Source organism: Clostridium sp. C105KSO13, assembly GCF_001517425.1.
GTDB lineage: Bacteria > Bacillota > Clostridia > Lachnospirales > Lachnospiraceae > Muricomes.
This window is the reverse complement of sequence record NZ_FBWL01000150.1, coordinates 1-18,393: the sequence shown is the minus strand read 5'-3', so window position 1 is coordinate 18,393 and position 18,393 is coordinate 1. Positions and strand designations below refer to the sequence as shown.

The following is an 18,393-nucleotide window of genomic DNA, read 5'->3' as shown; positions in this document are numbered from 1 at the left end:
GCCTGTGTTTTTTCAATTATACTGTTAAGAGGAATTTGTTTTTTGGAGTAAAAAACAACAGGAGATACCGCCTTAAACTAATATCTGAATCTGAACCAATAAATGATTATGGAACAATATATATAGGGTTACCGAACTGGTTTAAAACAGTAATCCCTTTTTGCACTCATGGAGGCGGCGGGTTTGGGCAACAAGACGCTCCTAAAAAACAGAATCAAAGCACTTTATATTTCTAAGGCACTTCTTACGAATGATAAAACTGTAAATTATACAGAAAGGGAATTGAGAGAGGCTCTGCCCCCTGTGGTTTCAATCATAAATAAAACTACAAAAGCACAAAATAAATACGATAAAGGGACCTCACAATTCAATCGCTTTGAGCCTATAATACAGGCTATGCTCATTTCTAAAGCATTCATCGAGAGTCGAATAAACATTAAGAACACCAATGAATGAGATGAACCTTTATAATTTACAAGGAACGCTTTACCAGGTAGCAAGAGAGGTGTACTACCAGTTAAAACAGATATGGGTAAATCCCCAAAATGGACTGGAATTATGAATTATATTTGACATTTATGCAAGTAACAATTACAACACGAACATGAGATTAAGAAGATGAGGTGAAGATATGAATGAATGTCGCGATTGGACCAAAAACGATTCGCTTATGCTTGCTTATCATGACAACAGATGGTGCCAGCCTTGCCATGACGACACGGAGCTTTTCGCCATGCTTTGCCTTGAAGGGCAGCAGGCAGGACTGTCGTGGTCTACTATCATACATAAGGAAGCTGCGATCAGGAAGGCATTTGATGAGTTTGACATCAGTGCTGTTGCCCGCTACAACGATCAGAAAATTGAAGCGCTTCTGCAGAATTCAGAAATTATAAGGAGCAAGGCCAAAATCAAAGCTGCTGTGAGGAATGCTAAAGCAGTGCGGCAGATAATCTCTTCAGGTGAATTTAAATCATTCGATGATTATATCTGGCATTTCACGGAAGGGAAGCAGATTGTTCATCATTTGAAGTGTCTTTCAGAGATGCCTGCCAAAGATGAATTATCAGAAGCTGTAAGTAAAGACATGAAGAAACGGGGATTCAGTTTTGTCGGGCCTGTCATCTGTTATTCATTTCTGCAGGGAATCGGTGTGATAGATGACCATCTGGATGGATGTCCCTGCAAGACAGAAGGATAATTGTAAATTTCAACCTGTCGGAATTAATATAGGAGGAACAATTATCGGAAATAGAAATGAGGCTTCTTGATTTGCTGCCGGAAAGGTAAGAGAATAAATGAAATTAAAGAAAATAAGTGACAGGGTATTTTATTACCCACATCAACCGGAAACAGACCGTAAGTTGTTGTCACACTATCAGATATTCAATTTGAAAAAGAACTCTCTATTAATTTGGGCGGGTTGACTGCAAGGATTTTCCACGCAGAATCACCCCATTCAGAAGATACAGTGCTAATTTATGTGCCCGAAGAAAAAATATTGTTTTTGGGAGATTCAACAAGCGAAGATTTCTATAATAATTCATACATGAATAAAGCTAAATTAGAAATATTGATAAATTTGATAGAAAGCATAGAGTGCCAATATTGTATTTTAAGTCATGCAGAGCCATTAACGAAAGACGCGTTACTGCACTACTTGAAATCCGTATAAAAATTCATTATAAAAAATAGATATGATTATCAAAACCCCCCTCTTTATAAATGTAATTTTTAGAAACTATAAAATAAAAATTGCATTCTTAAGACAGTTCTGTTAAAATACACATAACAATAAAATTTAATTTTTGAAAGGCACATTTTTATATGGCTAAATTAAATGATATGATTAAGTTCGTAAGTGGTTCGCCACAGTTTAGGATTAAAGAAGTATTTGACACCAAAGCACCGCTATATACTTATTATGGACAACCAGACATTGAAGATGACCTGACCGGTATTGAGTCCGGCGGCAGTCACAGCAGACGAATACGAACCTTTGATAAGGTCAATACACTTTGTCGGGGAGATGTTGTCTTCAGCCTGATTTCAGGAAAATCTGCTATCGTCAGATGGTATCATCATGGATATCTGTACACGCAAAATTACGTTAAGCTGGTAACTGATGAAAAGATTGACTCAACGTATATTGTTTATTTGCTTAATGAGAACAACTTTATTAAAAGACAGTTTCAGGTGGGATTACAAGGTTCTCAAGTTCTAAAGTTTACTCTCAAACAGCTGAAGAGCCTTGAGGTGCCGGATTTACCAGTGATAGAAAAGCAAATAGCTATTGGTGAAATTTATTTTAATCAATTAAGAAGTGCGGCACTGAGAAAAAGAGATGCGGATTTAGAAACTGCAATAGTACTGGAAAAACTAAGAGGGATAAACGATCAATGAATGAGAACCAATTTGAAACGGAATTAATTCAATACCTTACAAGTGGTACAATTACAAATCAGAATCAGCTTGAAGGAATAGAGAATTTTCTTATGAAAGAATCAAATACTGACTATGTAGTGAAGACAAAATTGTGGAAGTATGAGCCACATATTAAAACCACAGAGCAGCTCTGGGATAATTTTAAAGAAATCCTGGAACAGCATAATCAAAATACATTGGATCATCCACTAAGCGTGGTAGAGTTTAATCAGATAAAAATGATTATCTCCAATCTTCAGACACCTTACGAGGCGGGGCAGTTCCTGTATGGTTTAAATGGAGTATCACAGATTGAGATTGATCTGGACGATGGACGTCATGTCTTTCTTACTGTTTTCGACCAAAAACAAATAGGGGCTGGAGATACAGTCTATCAGATTGTCAATCAGATTAAACGGCCGGCAGTTATTACGGGAAAGCAAAACAGAATTTTTGATACTACGCTTTTAATTAATGGTTTGCCCATGCTTCAGATTGAGGAAAAAAGAGATACCCGTGATGTGAATGAAGCTCTTAATCAGATGCACCAGTATGCTGATGAAAATCAATACAGGGACATTTTTTCGACGTTACAGCTTTTGGTAGCAATTACACCAAATAATGTGAAGTACATGGCAAATACTACATCGGATAAATTTAACAAAGACTTTGCCTTTAACTGGCAGCGCAAAAGCAACAATTCTATTGTGCGCAGCTGGAAAGAATTTGCGGACTCTATGCTTTCAATTCCGATGGCACATCAGATGGCAACAAACTACATGATTTTGGATGGGACAAAGAATAAACAAACACTAAAAGTTATGCGCCCGTATCAGGTGTATGCCACACAAAATGTCATTGAAGGCCTGAAGCAAGCTGATTTTGAACTTGGTATGAATAAAATTGGTTATATCTGGCATACAACGGGATCGGGCAAAACTATTACAAGTTTCAAAACAGCATGGCTTGCAAGCCGCATGCCGAAAGTGGACAAAGTTGTTTTTGTTGTGGATAGAATTGCGTTAACCAAACAGACAGATGAAAGTTACAGAGCTTATGATCCGGATGCCACAGAGGATGCATTTGGTAGTGTGCAGAACACAGGGAATACAACAGACCTGAGTCGAAAGCTTAAAAGTAAAGATAACAGTATCATTGTCACATCCGTGCAGAAATTAGATACTTTAGTAAAACGTAAATCCTTTAAGGCACCAAATAAGAACATCGTCTTCATTGTGGACGAAGCACACCGTTCAACAGGAGGGGAAACATTCAAAAACATCCAGAAAGCTTTTAAGAGATCTGCCTGGGTTGGTTATACCGGAACGCCTATGTTTGACGAGACCACTACCGGGCTTAGGACGGAAGACATCTTTGGGCCCCTATTACACGCTTATACCATTCGTGAAGCAATTGCTGACCGCAATGTTTTGGGCTTTAAAGTAGATTTTGAGACAACAATTGATGGAAAGCAGATGAAAGAAAAATATCTTTCTGAGTTTTACAGTAAGCACTACCCAAAATGGACAGAAGATCAAATTCAAAAGAAAATTAATAATCTCTCTCAGGAAGATATGGATGATGCGATTGAACCCAGTTTTTATGACGAGAATATAGATCACATTCAGCTGGTAGTTGAAGACATATTTAAAAATTGGCGTAATCGATCTAATGAAGGAAGATATAATGCTTTGTTTACAACTCACGTTGGCGGAGGAAAAGCAAGTACGCCAATGGCTATGATGTATTTTAATGAATTTCAGCGCGTTAACGCAGAAAATAGAAAGAACGGCGGTCAGACTTTGAAAGTTGCGGTTACTTTCAGCCAAAATTCATCCAACAATGACAGCATGCTTAGTACAAATCAAGGTTTATATAAAGCTATCAAAGTGTATAATGAAGAATTTGGCACATCCTTTGGGATGGATGATGTTTCGGGTTATACACAAGATGTAACCACGCGTTTAAATAAATCTGCTTTAGACGGAAAATTTTTGGATATAGTGATTGTGGTTGATCAGCTGCTGACAGGATTTGATGCTCCTGAACTTAATACACTTTATGTAGACAGAACATTGAAGGGTGCCGGATTAATTCAGGCATATTCCAGAACAAACCGTATTGCAGATATGCAAGAGAAACCATGGGGACGTGTGGTTAACTATCGCTGGCCTGCGCAAAATGAAAAACTAATGAATAAGGCCCTTGCCATTTATGCTAATAAAGATTCTGCTGATTTATCTGAGTCTGAACAGCGCGAATCTAATAAAAAAGAGGGGATTATTGCCAAGCCATTTGAAGATGTGTTTTATGAGGTAAAGCAATCCGTAGAAACCCTGCAGAGTTTGACCAATGGATTTGAACAATTGCCCCCCTCCGACAAACAGAAGGAATACATGCTTAATTTGCTTCGTTATTACAACAAAGGGGTGGCAAAACTAAAACAATACGGTCCGGGGGAAGAGAATGGCAAACAGGTTGGGTTTAACTATGACAACCCGGACGAGCTGATAGAAAAATTAGGAATGACTTCGGAGCAGGAGGTAGCGCTGACAACTGTTTTGACCAATGAACTTAAGACATATTTTGCCAAAAAGGAGAAAGTCCCATTTGACCAAATTGAGCTGCGTATGACTCATGTGAAGGATATCAAAGTAGATTATGATTATCTCACGGAACTTGTAGAACAATTGTTGAATCAGGTGCATGAAGGTAAAAAAGAAGAAGCCAAAGAGACACAGGATAAAATCAATCAGTTTGCGAACGGACTGGATGACCACAGCTATGCAGCTAAAATCGTGAATGCGGCAACTGCGATTGTTAAGGGGTACTACCCACCTGAGGGATCCGATTTCAAGTATCCTGTGAAATTAAACAATAGCGAAGAAGTTATTCAGCAGGCACACAACTTGAGTCTTGACAGAGTGTTTCTCGATTTTCGGGTGAAATGGGGAATAACAGATATCATTACAAGCGCACAGATGCGGGATTTGTTCAGCAGGCACCGGTACGGACTGCAGGATTTAGATGATACCGGGCAGATTCGGGATATCATAGCTCAGGCGAGTTCTGGCTATCTGACACTTGCTCATGCTGAAGAAGTACAAAAGCTGTCCAGAATTAAATACAGGAACGGCCTGCGTGCGGCAATTTATGAACTGGCAGATGAGCTGGCTGAGAATTAAAAGGTAGCAAAATAAAACACTGCAAGAAAATTTATCATCAGATAATGTGGGTTGACGAAAAGTGGTAAATGCAGAGAAGATACTTGCCATTTACCGTGGTATAATGCTCTTACTGTGTGAGATTTCTAGCCTAGAAAGATATATTAAGCACTTAGCGAGGCAGTTCATGAGATTAATATTTACGGCATAATTGAGGGGAAAATACAAACAAATTTAATGAAATAGTATAATTTGGCTGTGATCACTTTAGTTAGCGGCAGTACTGATTCTCAAAAGTGATGAAGAGCTACGTTCGGGCAACAGTTGTCCTGAAAACACACACAAAAGATGTCAAGAAAACATGAGGAGAACAGAAATGAGTGAAAACGAAGAAAATGTACCTAAAATAAGATTTCCGGGATTTAGTGATGCTTGGGAACAGCGTAAGCTTGGGGATATTGCTGATGTAACAAAACTGGCTGGTTTTGAATTTACAAAATACGTTACTTATTCTGATGAAGGTCAAATTATTGCCCTGCGTGGCCTGAACGTAAAAAATGGTCATTTGGTTTTAGAGGACGTGAAATACATTGACAGCAGTGATTTTTCAAAACTTAATCGTAGCAAGCTTTACAAAAACGATATTCTTTTCACTTACGTCGGAACAGTAGGTGAATTGGCAGTTGTTCCTGAAGATGATAAGTATTATCTGGCTCCAAATGTTGCAAGAATTCGAATGAACAAGGGTGCAAATTCACTCTTTGTAAGTCAAATGATGAATGGCAACGCATTCTACAATCGGATTATTTTCCCACTTATTGCAACATCATCACAGCCAGCATTAAGCATGGAAAATGTCAGGAAGTTCACTTTAAAGCTTCCTAGTGAAGAAGAGCAATCAAAGATTGCTGGTTTCCTAGGCACTTTAGATCACCTTATCACCCTTCATCAGCGTAAGTTGGCTGATGTGAAAAAATTGAAAAGCGGGCTGCTTCAAAAAATGTTTCCGAAAAATGGTGAAAATTTCCCGGAAGTCCGTTTTCCAGAATTTACTGACGCTTGGGAACAGCGTAAATTAGGCGATATGGCTGATATTATTGGAGGCGGAACACCAAGTACGTCAAATGAAGAGTATTGGGATGGTGAAATAGATTGGTATGCTCCTGCTGAAATTACTGACCAAATCTATGTGAACTCTAGTGAGCGAAAGATAACAGAAGCAGGATATAATAATTCTTCAGCAAAAATGTTGCCTGTTGGAACAGTACTTTTTACTTCACGTGCTGGCATCGGGAAAATGGCTATTTTGCACAAAGAATCATGTACTAATCAAGGATTTCAGTCTATTGTTCCTCATGAAAATGAACTTGATTCCTATTTTATTTTTTCACGTTCAGAAGAGTTAAAAAGATACAGTGAAATAGTAGGTGCAGGCTCGACTTTTGTGGAGGTATCAGGAAAACAAATGGCTGCCATGGATATTATGATGCCACCAACAATGGACGAACAGAAGAAAATAGGAGCATTTTTCGAAACGGTGGACAACCTTATCACCCTTCATCAACGTAAGCTGGAACACCTACAAGAACAGAAGAAAGCATTACTACAACAAATGTTTGTTTAAGAGAGGAAAACACAATATGAGCAATAATTTGCAAACAATTACAACAAAACTGTGGGCCATGGCGAATGAACTTCGTGGAAATATGGATGCTGCAGAGTATAAAAACTATATTTTAGCATTTATGTTTTATCGGTATCTGTCAGAACATCAAGAAGGATACCTGATTGAGAACAATGTCATCGATGTTGCTGAAGGTGAATCCATCAATAAAGCATATTTGGAACAGGCAAATGGTGATGATTTAAATGAATATCTGGCGGATATTTCTTCGAGTTTAGGTTATGCTATTTCGCCGATGGATACTTGGGAATCTCTGATACAAAAGATTAATAATAGTATGGTAATTCCAAGTGACTACCAGACACTTTTTGATAATTTTAATAAAAATGCTGAGTTAAACAAGGAGGCATTGAATGATTTTCGGGGAGTGTTTAACGATGTCAACCTTGGAGATTCCCGGCTTGGTTCTTCCACAAATGAACGTGCAAAATCACTAAACCGGATTGTGAAGCTCGTGGATAGTGTTGATTATAGAGGTGAAGACGGCCAGGATGTTCTTGGAGAGATATATGAATACTTAATCGGTCAATTTGCAGCAAACGCAGGAAAAAAGGGTGGGGAATTCTATACACCACATGAAGTTTCTAAGATATTGGCTAAAATTGTGACCGATGGTGTAGAGAAATCAGACCGCACCTTCTCAGTGTATGACCCAGCATGCGGATCAGGTTCCTTGTTGTTGACCGTTCAAAATGAACTTCCCGGTGGAGACCAGGCGGGAGCAATTAAATTTTATGGGCAGGAAAAGAATACAACAACTTACAACCTGGCTCGGATGAATTTGATGATGCATGGTGTCTCATTTAACAACATGACTTTGTCCAATGCCGATACACTTGAAAGTGATTGGCCGGATGGAAAAAATGCTGAGGGAATTGATCATCCGCGTTCCTTTGATGCTGTGGTTGCAAATCCCCCTTATTCTGCTCATTGGGATAATAGAGAGACAAAATTAAAGGATCCTCGCTTCAGTGAGTATGGCAAGCTTGCTCCAAAAACAAAAGCAGATTATGCGTTCATTTTACACAGCTTATACCATTTAAATGACAGCGGGAGAATGGCTATTGTCTTACCGCATGGGGTTCTGTTCCGCGGCGCAGCAGAAGGTTCGATACGTCAAACTATAATTGAGAAAAATTATCTTGACACAGTGATAGGACTGCCCGCCAACTTGTTTTACGGCGTATCTATTCCTACTACGATTCTAGTATTTAAGAAAAATCGTAAAACAAAAGAAATTTTGTTTATTGATGCGAGTAATGAGTTTGAAAAAGGTAAGAATCAAAACAGACTTACTAATGAAAATATTAATAAGATTATCAAAACTTACCAAGATCGTGTTGATGTTGATAAATACGCCCATGTAGCGGCGTTTGAAGAAATTAAAGAAAATGAATACAATTTAAATATCCCGCGTTATGTAGATACGTTTGAGGAGGAGCAAGCAATTGACCTTGATGAAGTGAATAAGCTATTAGAGCAAGACAAAAAAGAAATAGCTGCTCTTGAGACTGAGATTAATGAGCAGTTGAGAATCTTGGGTATCGATGTATAAGATTAATAAATCAGGAAGGAGCGTGTTAATTTTGAAACTTTTTCATGGAAGTAATATGAAGGTTGTAAATCCCCAAATCCGTTCTAATTTACGAGCTTTAGATTTCGGGGCAGGATTTTATCTAACTTCGAGCTATACTCAAGCGAATAAATGGGCAAAAACAGTCACAAGACGCCGAGGAAAAGGGAAAGCAACTTTAAATATTTATTCGATTGATTACAATGAGATATCGACTTTAAAAGTATTGAGGTTTGATACCGCAAATGGTGATTGGCTAGAATTTGTGGTAAGTAATCGTAAGGAATTGCTTAAGATTAATCCATATGATATTGTGATTGGCCCAGTTGCAAATGACTCGACTTTACCTGTTATTGATGATTACATGGATAGTGTATATACTAAAGAAGAGGCGGTCAGGCGTTTGCTGCCACAAAATTTGACAGACCAATATGCCTTTTTAACAGTAAATTCTTTGGAATTATTAACTTTTGAGGGGAGTGAGTTGTTGTGACAAATGTTGATACCAGAATTAGAGATTTTTTTGATCGTCATGTAACGCGTCTCATCATAGAAAAATATGGAATAGAGGAGATGCAGGCACTTCGTTCATTTATTGAATCACAAACCTATCAGATGTTGATCAGTCCGGAACTTGAGGTTTATAAACTGAGTCCAAGGATTGTATTCGACATGTGGGAAAGTGAGCGAGTGACAGGAGATCCACGTAACTCGCAATATTTAAGGAGTGATGAAGATGAGTAAAGAAGCAGATTTTTTCATCTACCTCATTGAGAGGTATGCTCAAGCTAAGAATATGACCGCTCAACAAGTGCTGAAGCAATGGGATTCACTTGGATTAACTGATATTATCTATGATATGTATGAGATATATCATGTTGAACGGTTGGAAAATGCATTTGATGATATTGATGATATGATTACGGGAAAAAAGGGCTGATGCTTGGGAACAGCGTAAGTTGATAGAAGTGCTTGATATACAAGATGGTGATAGGGGAAAAAACTATCCTAAAGAATCCGATTTTTTAGAGCGTGGACATACTATTTTCTTAAATGCATCAAATGTTACAACAAGTGGTTTTGCATTCCAAGATAATCAATATGTAACAGAAGAAAAGTCAAATAGCATGGGAAATGGTAAATTATATGAAGATGATATTGTTATTACATCACGAGGATCATTAGGGCATGTTGCGTGGTACAATACAGATATTGCTAAGGAAATACCATTTGCACGAATAAATTCAGGTATGCTAATTTTAAGAAATAAGAGCGATATTAATACTTCATATATGTATCAATTTATGAAGTCTGATAAAGGTCAAATTCAAATTTCTTTTATCAGTTTTGGAAGTGCTCAATCGCAGCTGACAAAAAAAGGCATGGAGAATTTGACAATTATATTTCCTAAATGTATTGAAGAACAAGAACGTCTTGGATGCTATTTCACCAACCTAGATCACCTCATCACCCTTCATCAGTGTGAGCCATGATTTCTGGATGATGGTTAACTTAATCCTGCCAAAGAACGCATTACTAGATCCACATCCTGGTTTTCCAGTTCCTGTATGATATGGAGATAAGTTTTCTGGGTGGTAGTCATGCTTGCGTGTCCCAATCGGCGAGCTACGCTTGCGATTGATACTCCTGCAAATAATAAAAGTGATGCATGTGTGTGCCGTAGGCCATGTATAGAAATTATTGGCACTTTTGACTTTTGACAAGCACGGCTCAATATGTTGTTTACTGTGGAATTATAGATCTTCCCTTTAGTATGTACGAAAATTGGCTCATCTTCCGGCAGTACTTTGAGTAGTTCGGAAAACTGAATTACCATTTGCCAGTCGAGCTGAATTTTGCGAATTGAAGACTGGTTTTTGGTGGGCAAAAATCCTCCGTTACCCTTATAATCCCAGGTTTTGTTGATGGACAACATTTGATGTGTAAAGTCAAAGTCTTTAGGTGTAAGTGCAAGAGCCTCTGAAAATCGCATGCCTGTTTTTGCTACGAGCAAAATAAACCAATCCCAGCTAATTTCTGGGGAAAGATTGAGACTGGTTAGCAAAGTATGAAGCTCAAACTGGTTGAGGTACTTCGGTTTCTTTTCCCGCGGCGTTTTTCCCTTGATGATGGCTTTGCGGGTCGGGTCACGTTTGATAAGTCCTTCATCAACTGCATCAAGTACTGCACCTTTTAATTGATGGTGAAAGTCCATTGTGGTTTGACGTTCATGTCCTGCTGCGTAGTCATTTAGCAATTGTTGATAAGAAATACGGGTAAGATCGCAGAGTTTAAGATTTGGTACAAGTTTGACGAGCCATTGCTGGGTCATCGAGTATTTAGCCATGGTGACCTTGCGGATTGCCCCTTCTTTATAGATGGTAATCCAACGTTTGTAATAAATATGGAAGAGCTCATTTTTGTTGTTTTCCTCTAACATACGAATATCCTCCTCAAAATTTATATTCGGCTCACACTGGTGAATGCTGGCATCAGCATAGCATGAAAAGGTTATTCTGAACAGATAGATCTGTGACTAGAGCTCACCTCCAAAGAGGGGCAAGCATAGGAACTGTGAAAATTGTGGAAATGAACATGTTAAACAAGCAAAGAATGCTCAATCAATAGGAAGATGTATCTATTAATGATACAATCAATACAGAGGAACACAAATATGAGATTCAGCGAGAGAGGAGAGAAGTTTATGAATGATAAAACTGTAGTATTAAACGCCGGCCTGGTAAATTATGATGGGAACGTTGATTACTCTAAAATTGCTTCTGAGGTGGTAATCTATGATGAAACGCCTGAAGATAAGATTTTGGAGCGGGTTGATGGTTTTACAATTGTTGTAACAAAAGAAATGAAGGTCAGCGGTGACATTATTAGAAAATTTCCTGATAGTGTAAAGATGATTTGTGAAGCCGGAACTGGCTATAACAATATAGATTTGGATGCGGTACGTGAAAAGGGAATTGTATTATGCAATATCCCAGCATACAGCACGAAACGAGTGGCGCATACTGCAATCCTTTTAATTTTAAATCTGGCAAGCTCAATGCAAAAACAGATTCGTATGCTTTCGAAAGGTAATCATGATAATTTTCATAAACACCTAATGGTAGATCACGTAGAATTAAACGGCAAAATATTGGGAGTTATCGGTTATGGAAATATTGGAAAGGAAATCATTAAAGTAGCTCAGGCACTGGGGATGAAAATTTTAGTATCCACCAGAACGCCAAGAAAAGATGCGGAGAATATTCACTTTACAACAAATGAGGAAGTTTTCAGGCAAAGTGATTTTATTTCCCTTAATTGCCCTTTAAACGAAGCAACAAGACATATGATTAATAAAGAAACTATAACAATAATGAAGCCGACAGCATTCTTAATCAATACTGCGCGGGGAGCACTGATTGATGAAAAAACATTGATTGAAGCCTTGCAGAATAAAGTGATTGCAGGTGCGGGATTAGATGTTCAGGAAGCAGAGCCGTTAGATGATGCAAGCCCACTATATACAATGGATAATGTGATCATTACACCACATATGGGATGGCGGGGGTTGGAAACAAGACAACGTTTGGTCTCATTGATTCAAGACAATATCACAGCTTTTTGCAAAGGACAGCCAATTAACAGAGTAGACTAAAAAGTCAGTTGGGCCGTCATTTGTATGAAATAAAGGAGCTTTGCACTGCTTACTTAATGCAAAGCTCTTTCTATACGCAGAAGTATTCAGGCTAGATAACCGGAAAGTTCAGCACGTAGTAACTGCGGATGGTTTCATCTGCAAGGTTTTCAATATCGTTCCAATTTTTTTCGGCGCTCTCATCGTATACACCAATGACATAAAAACCAGCATTCTTTGCTGTCTTGACAGCGTACAGAGCATCTTCATAAACAGCTGAATCGGCTGGGGATGCTCCCAGCTGTTTTGCTGCTGCAAGATACGCATCTGGTTTATCTTTGCCTGCACCCACTGTTTCGCAGGAGAGCAGGAAACAAAAATATTTCAGAATATCCAGACGCTTCAGGCAAGCCTCCATCAAAGGCTCTGCAGTCGCGGACACTACGCACATCTGAACACCTTTTTGATACAGAAAATCAAGATATTCTTTCACGCCGCTTTTTAAAGGAATGTTCTTGTGGTAATGTTCATCCATCATAGCATTCATTTCCATAGCGATGCTTTCGGGGGTGCCGTTCAGAGAGAATTCCTGTCTAAATAATGCCGCCGATTCTGTCATTGTCATCGGTTTAATTTTCTCCAGAATGTCTTCTGAAATCTGAGTAACACCTTTGCTTTCAAGAAACTCTTCGGCAAGGTGTTTCCAATACATCATAGAGTCAATCAATGTACCATCCATGTCAAAAATCGCGTAGTGTTTGTTCATGACGTTATGGGCTGCTTCTTCAGAAAACTTCATAGCAAATACTCTCCGCAAGTTGTGTTTCGGTTAAATTGAATACTGCATCAATGAGGTCTGTGCGAAAGGTGGCATTACCGGTTTTGTTTATCAGCCGTCTTTGTTCTGCCAATTCACCGCATACACCCATTACCGCCATTGCAGTGACTGTTGCGGTAAAAGGGTCCCCCGGCATAGCTCCGCAAAATGTTCCGACGAGAGAGGTCAGCATACAGCCACTCCCTGTGATGCGTGCCATAGTCCTACAGCCATTTCTAAGAACTACTGTCTGCTCCCCGTTGGTAATCAGATCCAGTGCGCCGGAAACTGCAATCACGCTTTTGATTTTGCGGGCCAGCGCTTTCGCCATTTTAACAGCAGCAGGAAGATTTTGTTCTGTAATGGCATCTCCGGCACTCGTATCAACGCCGCTGCCCGTTGACTGCCGGCCGGCAAGAAAGCAAATTTCAGAGGCATTCCCCCTAATCGCGGAAAAATGAACTTCATTTAGCAGCTCCCGGGCAGCCTCTCTGCGCAGCTGTGTTCCACCAGCCGCAACCGGGTCAAGCACAACAGGTTTGCCCAGGAAATTGGCTTGTTTTCCGGCCAGAATCATAGAATCAACGAAATCGATTGCCCCCATATTGCAGACCAAAGCCTGAGCTCCTTTCACCGATTCCTCGACTTCGCGGCTATCCTGAGACATGGAAGGTGAACCTTCTGCGGCCAAAATAATATTTGCACAGTCATTGACGGTAACAAAGTTTGTAATACATTGAACAAGCGGCGCATTCTGGCGCACACAACGTAAGGAATGAATATAATCAATCATTTTCCCCTCCTAGTTTAGCTCACTTATCATTCGTCTCAGGGTACCACTTCGTTTTAAAATCAATACCACAGCGACTCCCATTGCTCCACCTACTATGGCAGCTGGTGTGTAGAACGGTATGTAGTAGAACGGAGATTGAGCATCAAGACCATAAAACCATTTCATCAGGGGATAGGATGCCATAGCTCCCAAAAATCCGGTGCCGATTACTTCACCGATGAATGTCAGGTAGATATTTTGGGTTCTCCGATAAATCAAGCCTCCGAGAATCGGACCAAAAACCGCTCCGGTGACTGCCTGGATCGTGCGTCCGGATAACATTCTCAATATTCCACAGATCAATGCAGCAGCAAACCCGTACCAGGGACCTACAAGTACAGCGGCAAGCACATCCACAAAATGCTGAAACGGTGCCATAGCTGGAAAATACACAAAAGTGTTTAACACAAAGGACAGACAGGCCAGCATGGCGGTTAATACCATTTTTTTCGTAACATTATTTGTTTTCATTGTAACACTCCTTTGTTATACAGAGAAAACGGTCGATTACAGCGACGCTTCCCTGAAATAGATACAGTTCAGTTCTCTTCTGGAGAGCTGGAAGGTCGGTCGAAGCTTAACTGGCTTCCTCTCACGCCGGAATACGGCTTCCCATCGCTGTAATACAAGGCCTAAGGGCGCTCCCCCTTAAGTCCGGCACGGACTTACCGTGCATGTCGAACGCTCTCCTTTCGCAAAAAGTGCAACAAAAACAGGAGACATTTGATCGGTGCCTCCTGTAAAAAACGTTAATTGTAACGACTTCCTACGGCGGCATTACCCGCATCAGGTTAAAGGGTCGAAGTTGAAAACTTCCTCTCAGCCTGTATATACAAGCTCCCCTGTGTTTTATTGTAAATATGATTGTACACTCAAAAGTTTGTAATTGCAAGTGATTTTATAACAATGTTAAAAAAGAGTTGAAATAATAGAATGTTTGTTTTGTATAAAGGAATGCTAACCAGTAAGAAAATGAGCCTGGTATTGAAGCAGGATATGGCATGTGATATTATTAGTTCATTGAAGAAAGAGATAGTGTATATCATTCATTTCTGAAAACATTGATGAGCCGTTTGTCAGATTGGATTATAAAAGCTAGATTTTAGGAGGTAAGGGCAATGGAATATCGAATTGAACATGACACTATGGGCGAAGTGCGGGTGCCCAAGGAGCATTTCTGGGGCGCGCAGACTCAGCGCAGTCTGCAGAATTTTATGATTGGGGAGGAAACGATGCCCCGTGAGGTTATACGTGCCTTTGCATACCTCAAGAAGGCAGCTGCCTCGGCAAACCGGCATTTCGAAAAGCTTGATGAAGAAAAATATACGGTCATTACAAATGCCTGTGATCAGATTCTTGCTGGAGAGCGGTGGCAGGAATTTCCGTTGAAGGTCTGGCAGACCGGGAGCGGTACGCAGTCTAATATGAATGTCAATGAGGTAATCGCTCATTTGGCCGGAGGGGAAGTTCACCCTAACGATCATGTCAACATGTCCCAAAGTTCCAATGATACATTTCCTTCAGCAATGAATATTGCAGCAGTTCTTGCTGTGACGGAGCAGGTTCTGCCGGCTTTGAGACGTCTTACAGATGAATTCACCCGCCTGGAAAAAGAAAATGAGGGAATCATAAAGAGCGGACGTACCCATCTGATGGATGCTACGCCAATTGCGTTTTCTCAGGAAATCAGTGGGTGGAGAGGAATGCTGGAAGAAACAGAAAGCATGCTCTGTGCATCCCTAAATCATCTGCACAAGCTGGCTATCGGCGGGACGGCAGTAGGAACCGGTATTAATGCGCCCAAGGGCTTTGACGAACAGGTGACAAAACACCTGACAGAGTTAACTGGAGTGGAGTTTATTCCGGATAACAATAAATTCCATGCGCTGACGAGTAAGGATGCCTATGTATTTGCTCATGGTGCCTTGAAGGCTTTGGCGGCAAACCTGATGAAGATTGCAAATGATGTAAGGTGGATGGCCAGCGGCCCGAGATGCGGTCTCGGCGAAATCCAGATTCCGGCCAATGAGCCGGGATCTTCCATTATGCCGGGCAAGGTTAATCCGACGCAGTGTGAGGCGGTGACAATGGTGGCAGTCCAGGTCATGGGAAATGATGCGGCAATTGGTATTGCTGCGTCCCAGGGAAATTTTGAACTTAATGTATTCATGCCGGTATGTGCCTACAATTTCCTGCAGTCTGCAAGGCTGTTGGCTGATGTGATGGATTCATTTTGCACACATTGCGTGAAAGGCATCCGTGCAGATAAGGAGCGCATGGAAAGTTATCTAAACAATTCGCTTATGTTGGTGACAGCCTTAAGCCCGTCAGTCGGCTATGAGAACGCTGCAAAGATTGCAAAGACAGCTTTTGCCGAGAATATTTCTCTGAAAGAGGCTGCTATGAAAATGAAGCTGATCTCAGAGGATGAGTTTGACCGGCTGATGCACTATGAGGAAATGATTTAATACAGAAATAGAGAATTTGGAGTTATATCAATGGATAATCTGATTTTTTGCCTGAATGCTACAGTGCCCATTTTTTTACTAATGATTCTGGGACTTATTTTGAAGAAAATAGGATGGACAGATGATGTATTTGCTGAAAAAATGAATGAATTTGTCTTCCTTGTGCCGTTGCCGGTTTTACTGTTTGAGGACCTTGCAACGGTGGATTTTGCGGAGGTGTGGAATCTAAAGTTTGTGTTGTTCTGCTTTGTGACTACATTCATCAGCATCACTCTTGCCGCGGCAGTCTCTTTTTTGTGGCGGGACAAAAGTATTCAGGGGGAGTTCATACAGGCATCTTACAGGAGCAGTGCAGCTCTTCTTGGAATTGCATTTATTCACAATATATACGGAAATGCCGGAATGGCTCCATTGATGATTATTAGCAGCGTCCCGCTCTATAATGTTATGGCTGTGGTGGTGCTTTCTTTTTTTCAGCCGGATAGGAAGAAACTGGACAGGGGAGTTTGGATTGCCACATTGAAAGGAATTGTCAAGAATCCGATTATTATTGGAATTGCTGCCGGATTTCTCTGGTCGGGACTGAAGTTACCGCTGCCGCCTGTCATGGAGAAGACAATCTCCAACATTGGGGCAGTGGCAACTCCGATGGGGCTTATGGCTATGGGAGCAACTTTTGATGTAAGAAAGGCATTTGGAAAGGCAAAACCTGCCATAGTGGCAGCAGCGATGAAACTGGTTGGATTCACTGCGATTTTTCTGCCGCTGGCTGTCTGGATGGGGTTCCGGGGGGAGGAACTTGTGGCTATTCTGATTATGCTTGGCTCCGCATCGACAGTGAGTTGTTTTGTGATGGCAAAGAACATGGGGCACGAGGGGGTACTGACATCCAGTGTAGTGATGTTGACCACGATGTTCAGCGCACTTACGGTCACAGGGTGGCTGTACATATTGAAAAGCTTTTCAATGATATAAACATAAGATTAAGACAGCATTTGAAATGTGAGTTTTTAAGACCAGCCTATAATCAAACCATCTGGAATCTTCTAGTTAGGTACGGCTCACCGGGCGAGCTTGCAAATGTTGCTCTTTTCCTTGCTTCAGATGATTCCAGTTTTGTGAATGGTGTTCATTTTCTTGTGGGAAACCTGGGGGATCGAAGGAAGTAATGGTTATTACAAATTCCTATCCCATAACAGGTTTACCAACAGGATTTAAGGTTATTGGGAGGGGATATGCGGGCCCTATGCCGGTGCCCGTTATTATTATGATTGTTTGTTATGTGATTGGGTTTATTGTGTTAAAGTATACCAAATATGGAAGAAGTGCATATGCAATCGGAGGAAATATAGATGCAGCCAGGATTTCTGGGCTTCCTGTGGAACGCAATAAAGTTTTGATTTATATTTTATGTGGAGTAACAGCAGCCATGGCGGGAATCATTCTAGCATCCCGAATGTTTTCTGGGCAGCCAAGCGCAGGAACAGGGCTGGAGTTAGATGCAATTGCTGCCTGTGTTATTGGAGGTACAAGTACAACGGGCGGAAAAGGACGTTCAGCTGTATTTACAACAGACTGTGCACCACAATGGGCCCCTCCAGAATTCTGCAATTGGAGCAATTATAATAAGCTATTTCAGAATATTGCCGGATGGCTGATGAAGTATTGAGGAGAAGTTTGAAACAAAAAGGTAGCGGTTAAAGAAAAAGTAGGGTATAGCAAACAAGCCATCTTTCGCTGGCTTCAAAAAAGAAATATAGACACAACACTTAATTCATGGCAGGAGCGGCTTCATCCTTG

General features: G+C 40.4%; 17 protein-coding genes, 2 pseudogenes and 1 riboswitch. Of the genes and pseudogenes, 15 read left to right on the top strand and 4 right to left on the bottom strand.

The genetic code is table 11. The features are described from left to right. Positions 1 to 74: 74 nt before the first annotated feature. The 11 genes and pseudogenes from BN3456_RS16190 to BN3456_RS03275 all read left to right on the top strand — a co-directional run. Positions 75 to 191 (top strand): annotated as a pseudogene (locus tag BN3456_RS16190) (flavodoxin); the annotation flags it as partial. Continuing rightward, complete coding sequence (locus BN3456_RS03325; RefSeq protein WP_242862794.1) at positions 184 to 456, top strand: hypothetical protein; 273 nt, start codon at positions 184 to 186, stop codon at positions 454 to 456. The pseudogene BN3456_RS16190 and the gene BN3456_RS03325, both read left to right, overlap by 8 nt. A gap of 175 nt (positions 457 to 631) precedes the next feature. Beyond that, positions 632 to 1,198, top strand: a complete 567-nt coding sequence (locus BN3456_RS03320; protein ID WP_089982737.1) for a DNA-3-methyladenine glycosylase I — start codon at positions 632 to 634, stop codon at positions 1,196 to 1,198. A 626-nt stretch (positions 1,199 to 1,824) separates the two neighbouring features. Then, a complete protein-coding gene (locus BN3456_RS03310; protein ID WP_089982736.1) occupies positions 1,825 to 2,400 on the top strand; it encodes a restriction endonuclease subunit S in 576 nt (191 codons plus the stop codon). Continuing rightward, on the top strand, positions 2,397 to 5,606 hold the full coding sequence (locus BN3456_RS03305) for a type I restriction endonuclease subunit R (RefSeq protein WP_089982735.1): 3,210 nt from the start codon (positions 2,397 to 2,399) through the stop codon (positions 5,604 to 5,606). Before BN3456_RS03310 ends, BN3456_RS03305 begins: the two co-directional genes overlap by 4 nt. A gap of 355 nt (positions 5,607 to 5,961) precedes the next feature. Beyond that, positions 5,962 to 7,209, top strand: a complete 1,248-nt coding sequence (locus tag BN3456_RS03300; protein WP_089982734.1) for a restriction endonuclease subunit S — start codon at positions 5,962 to 5,964, stop codon at positions 7,207 to 7,209. A 16-nt stretch (positions 7,210 to 7,225) separates the two neighbouring features. Further along, complete coding sequence (locus BN3456_RS03295; protein ID WP_089982733.1) at positions 7,226 to 8,824, top strand: type I restriction-modification system subunit M; 1,599 nt, start codon at positions 7,226 to 7,228, stop codon at positions 8,822 to 8,824. Continuing rightward, entirely contained in the window at positions 8,817 to 9,335 is a 519-nt protein-coding gene (locus tag BN3456_RS03290; protein WP_278280260.1) for a DUF3990 domain-containing protein, read from the top strand. The genes BN3456_RS03295 and BN3456_RS03290 overlap by 8 nt, the downstream gene beginning before the upstream one ends. Next, positions 9,332 to 9,586 carry a hypothetical protein gene (locus BN3456_RS03285; protein ID WP_089982731.1) on the top strand — a complete coding sequence of 85 codons (255 nt, stop codon included), beginning with the start codon at positions 9,332 to 9,334 and terminating at the stop codon, positions 9,584 to 9,586. The genes BN3456_RS03290 and BN3456_RS03285 overlap by 4 nt, the downstream gene beginning before the upstream one ends. Beyond that, complete coding sequence (locus BN3456_RS03280; protein WP_089982730.1) at positions 9,579 to 9,782, top strand: DUF3791 domain-containing protein; 204 nt, start codon at positions 9,579 to 9,581, stop codon at positions 9,780 to 9,782. The genes BN3456_RS03285 and BN3456_RS03280 overlap by 8 nt, the downstream gene beginning before the upstream one ends. Before the next feature lie 13 nt (positions 9,783 to 9,795). After that, a pseudogene (locus BN3456_RS03275) lies at positions 9,796 to 10,335 on the top strand (restriction endonuclease subunit S); the annotation flags it as partial. Positions 10,336 to 10,349: 14 nt separating this feature from the next. Here BN3456_RS03275 and BN3456_RS03270 read toward each other — a convergent pair. Continuing rightward, on the bottom strand, positions 10,350 to 11,282 hold the full coding sequence (locus BN3456_RS03270) for a site-specific integrase (RefSeq protein ID WP_089982728.1): 933 nt from the start codon (positions 11,280 to 11,282) through the stop codon (positions 10,350 to 10,352). Positions 11,283 to 11,546: 264 nt separating this feature from the next. Between BN3456_RS03270 and BN3456_RS03265 the strand changes: the two genes are divergently transcribed. Continuing rightward, on the top strand, positions 11,547 to 12,497 hold the full coding sequence (locus tag BN3456_RS03265) for a 2-hydroxyacid dehydrogenase (RefSeq protein ID WP_089982727.1): 951 nt from the start codon (positions 11,547 to 11,549) through the stop codon (positions 12,495 to 12,497). Positions 12,498 to 12,588: 91 nt separating this feature from the next. Here the strand turns inward: BN3456_RS03265 and BN3456_RS03260 are convergent, their stop codons facing one another. Genes BN3456_RS03260 through thiW form a run of 3 tightly spaced genes read right to left on the bottom strand, consistent with a single transcriptional unit; the run spans position 12,589 to position 14,596 of the window. Beyond that, on the bottom strand, positions 12,589 to 13,275 hold the full coding sequence (locus BN3456_RS03260) for an HAD family hydrolase (RefSeq protein ID WP_242862787.1): 687 nt from the start codon (positions 13,273 to 13,275) through the stop codon (positions 12,589 to 12,591). After that, positions 13,262 to 14,086, bottom strand: a complete 825-nt coding sequence (gene thiM / locus BN3456_RS03255; protein ID WP_089982726.1) for a hydroxyethylthiazole kinase — start codon at positions 14,084 to 14,086, stop codon at positions 13,262 to 13,264. Before thiM ends, BN3456_RS03260 begins: the two co-directional genes overlap by 14 nt. Positions 14,087 to 14,095: 9 nt before the next feature. Beyond that, positions 14,096 to 14,596 carry an energy coupling factor transporter S component ThiW gene (gene thiW / locus BN3456_RS03250; protein WP_089982725.1) on the bottom strand — a complete coding sequence of 167 codons (501 nt, stop codon included), beginning with the start codon at positions 14,594 to 14,596 and terminating at the stop codon, positions 14,096 to 14,098. A 274-nt stretch (positions 14,597 to 14,870) separates the two neighbouring features. Beyond that, a riboswitch (TPP riboswitch) is annotated at positions 14,871 to 14,979 on the bottom strand. 264 nt (positions 14,980 to 15,243) lie between these two features. Between thiW and fumC the strand changes: the two genes are divergently transcribed. The 3 genes from fumC to BN3456_RS03235 all read left to right on the top strand — a co-directional run bounded on the left by fumC (position 15,244) and on the right by BN3456_RS03235 (position 18,262). Continuing rightward, positions 15,244 to 16,593, top strand: a complete 1,350-nt coding sequence (gene fumC / locus BN3456_RS03245) for a class II fumarate hydratase (protein ID WP_089982724.1) — start codon at positions 15,244 to 15,246, stop codon at positions 16,591 to 16,593. Positions 16,594 to 16,623: 30 nt separating this feature from the next. Continuing rightward, positions 16,624 to 17,568, top strand: a complete 945-nt coding sequence (locus tag BN3456_RS03240; RefSeq protein ID WP_089982723.1) for an AEC family transporter — start codon at positions 16,624 to 16,626, stop codon at positions 17,566 to 17,568. Positions 17,569 to 17,761: 193 nt separating this feature from the next. After that, on the top strand, positions 17,762 to 18,262 hold the full coding sequence (locus tag BN3456_RS03235; protein ID WP_089982722.1) for an ABC transporter permease: 501 nt from the start codon (positions 17,762 to 17,764) through the stop codon (positions 18,260 to 18,262). Positions 18,263 to 18,393: the final 131 nt, after the last annotated feature.

Bases quoted from the DNA above. Each gene is read 5' to 3' on its own strand.
- BN3456_RS03320 (WP_089982737.1), top strand. From the start codon at position 632: ATGAATGAATGTCGCGATTGGACCAAAAACGATTCGCTTATGCTTGCT.
- BN3456_RS03310 (WP_089982736.1), top strand. From the start codon at position 1,825: ATGGCTAAATTAAATGATATGATTAAGTTCGTAAGTGGTTCGCCACAG.
- BN3456_RS03305 (WP_089982735.1), top strand. From the start codon at position 2,397: ATGAATGAGAACCAATTTGAAACGGAATTAATTCAATACCTTACAAGT.
- BN3456_RS03300 (WP_089982734.1), top strand. From the start codon at position 5,962: ATGAGTGAAAACGAAGAAAATGTACCTAAAATAAGATTTCCGGGATTT.
- BN3456_RS03295 (WP_089982733.1), top strand. From the start codon at position 7,226: ATGAGCAATAATTTGCAAACAATTACAACAAAACTGTGGGCCATGGCG.
- BN3456_RS03290 (WP_278280260.1), top strand. From the start codon at position 8,817: ATGTATAAGATTAATAAATCAGGAAGGAGCGTGTTAATTTTGAAACTT.
- BN3456_RS03280 (WP_089982730.1), top strand. From the start codon at position 9,579: ATGAGTAAAGAAGCAGATTTTTTCATCTACCTCATTGAGAGGTATGCT.
- BN3456_RS03270 (WP_089982728.1), bottom strand. From the start codon at position 11,282: ATGTTAGAGGAAAACAACAAAAATGAGCTCTTCCATATTTATTACAAA.
- BN3456_RS03265 (WP_089982727.1), top strand. From the start codon at position 11,547: ATGAATGATAAAACTGTAGTATTAAACGCCGGCCTGGTAAATTATGAT.
- BN3456_RS03260 (WP_242862787.1), bottom strand. From the start codon at position 13,275: ATGAAGTTTTCTGAAGAAGCAGCCCATAACGTCATGAACAAACACTAC.
- thiM (WP_089982726.1), bottom strand. From the start codon at position 14,086: ATGATTGATTATATTCATTCCTTACGTTGTGTGCGCCAGAATGCGCCG.
- thiW (WP_089982725.1), bottom strand. From the start codon at position 14,596: ATGAAAACAAATAATGTTACGAAAAAAATGGTATTAACCGCCATGCTG.
- fumC (WP_089982724.1), top strand. From the start codon at position 15,244: ATGGAATATCGAATTGAACATGACACTATGGGCGAAGTGCGGGTGCCC.
- BN3456_RS03240 (WP_089982723.1), top strand. From the start codon at position 16,624: ATGGATAATCTGATTTTTTGCCTGAATGCTACAGTGCCCATTTTTTTA.
- BN3456_RS03235 (WP_089982722.1), top strand. From the start codon at position 17,762: ATGGTTATTACAAATTCCTATCCCATAACAGGTTTACCAACAGGATTT.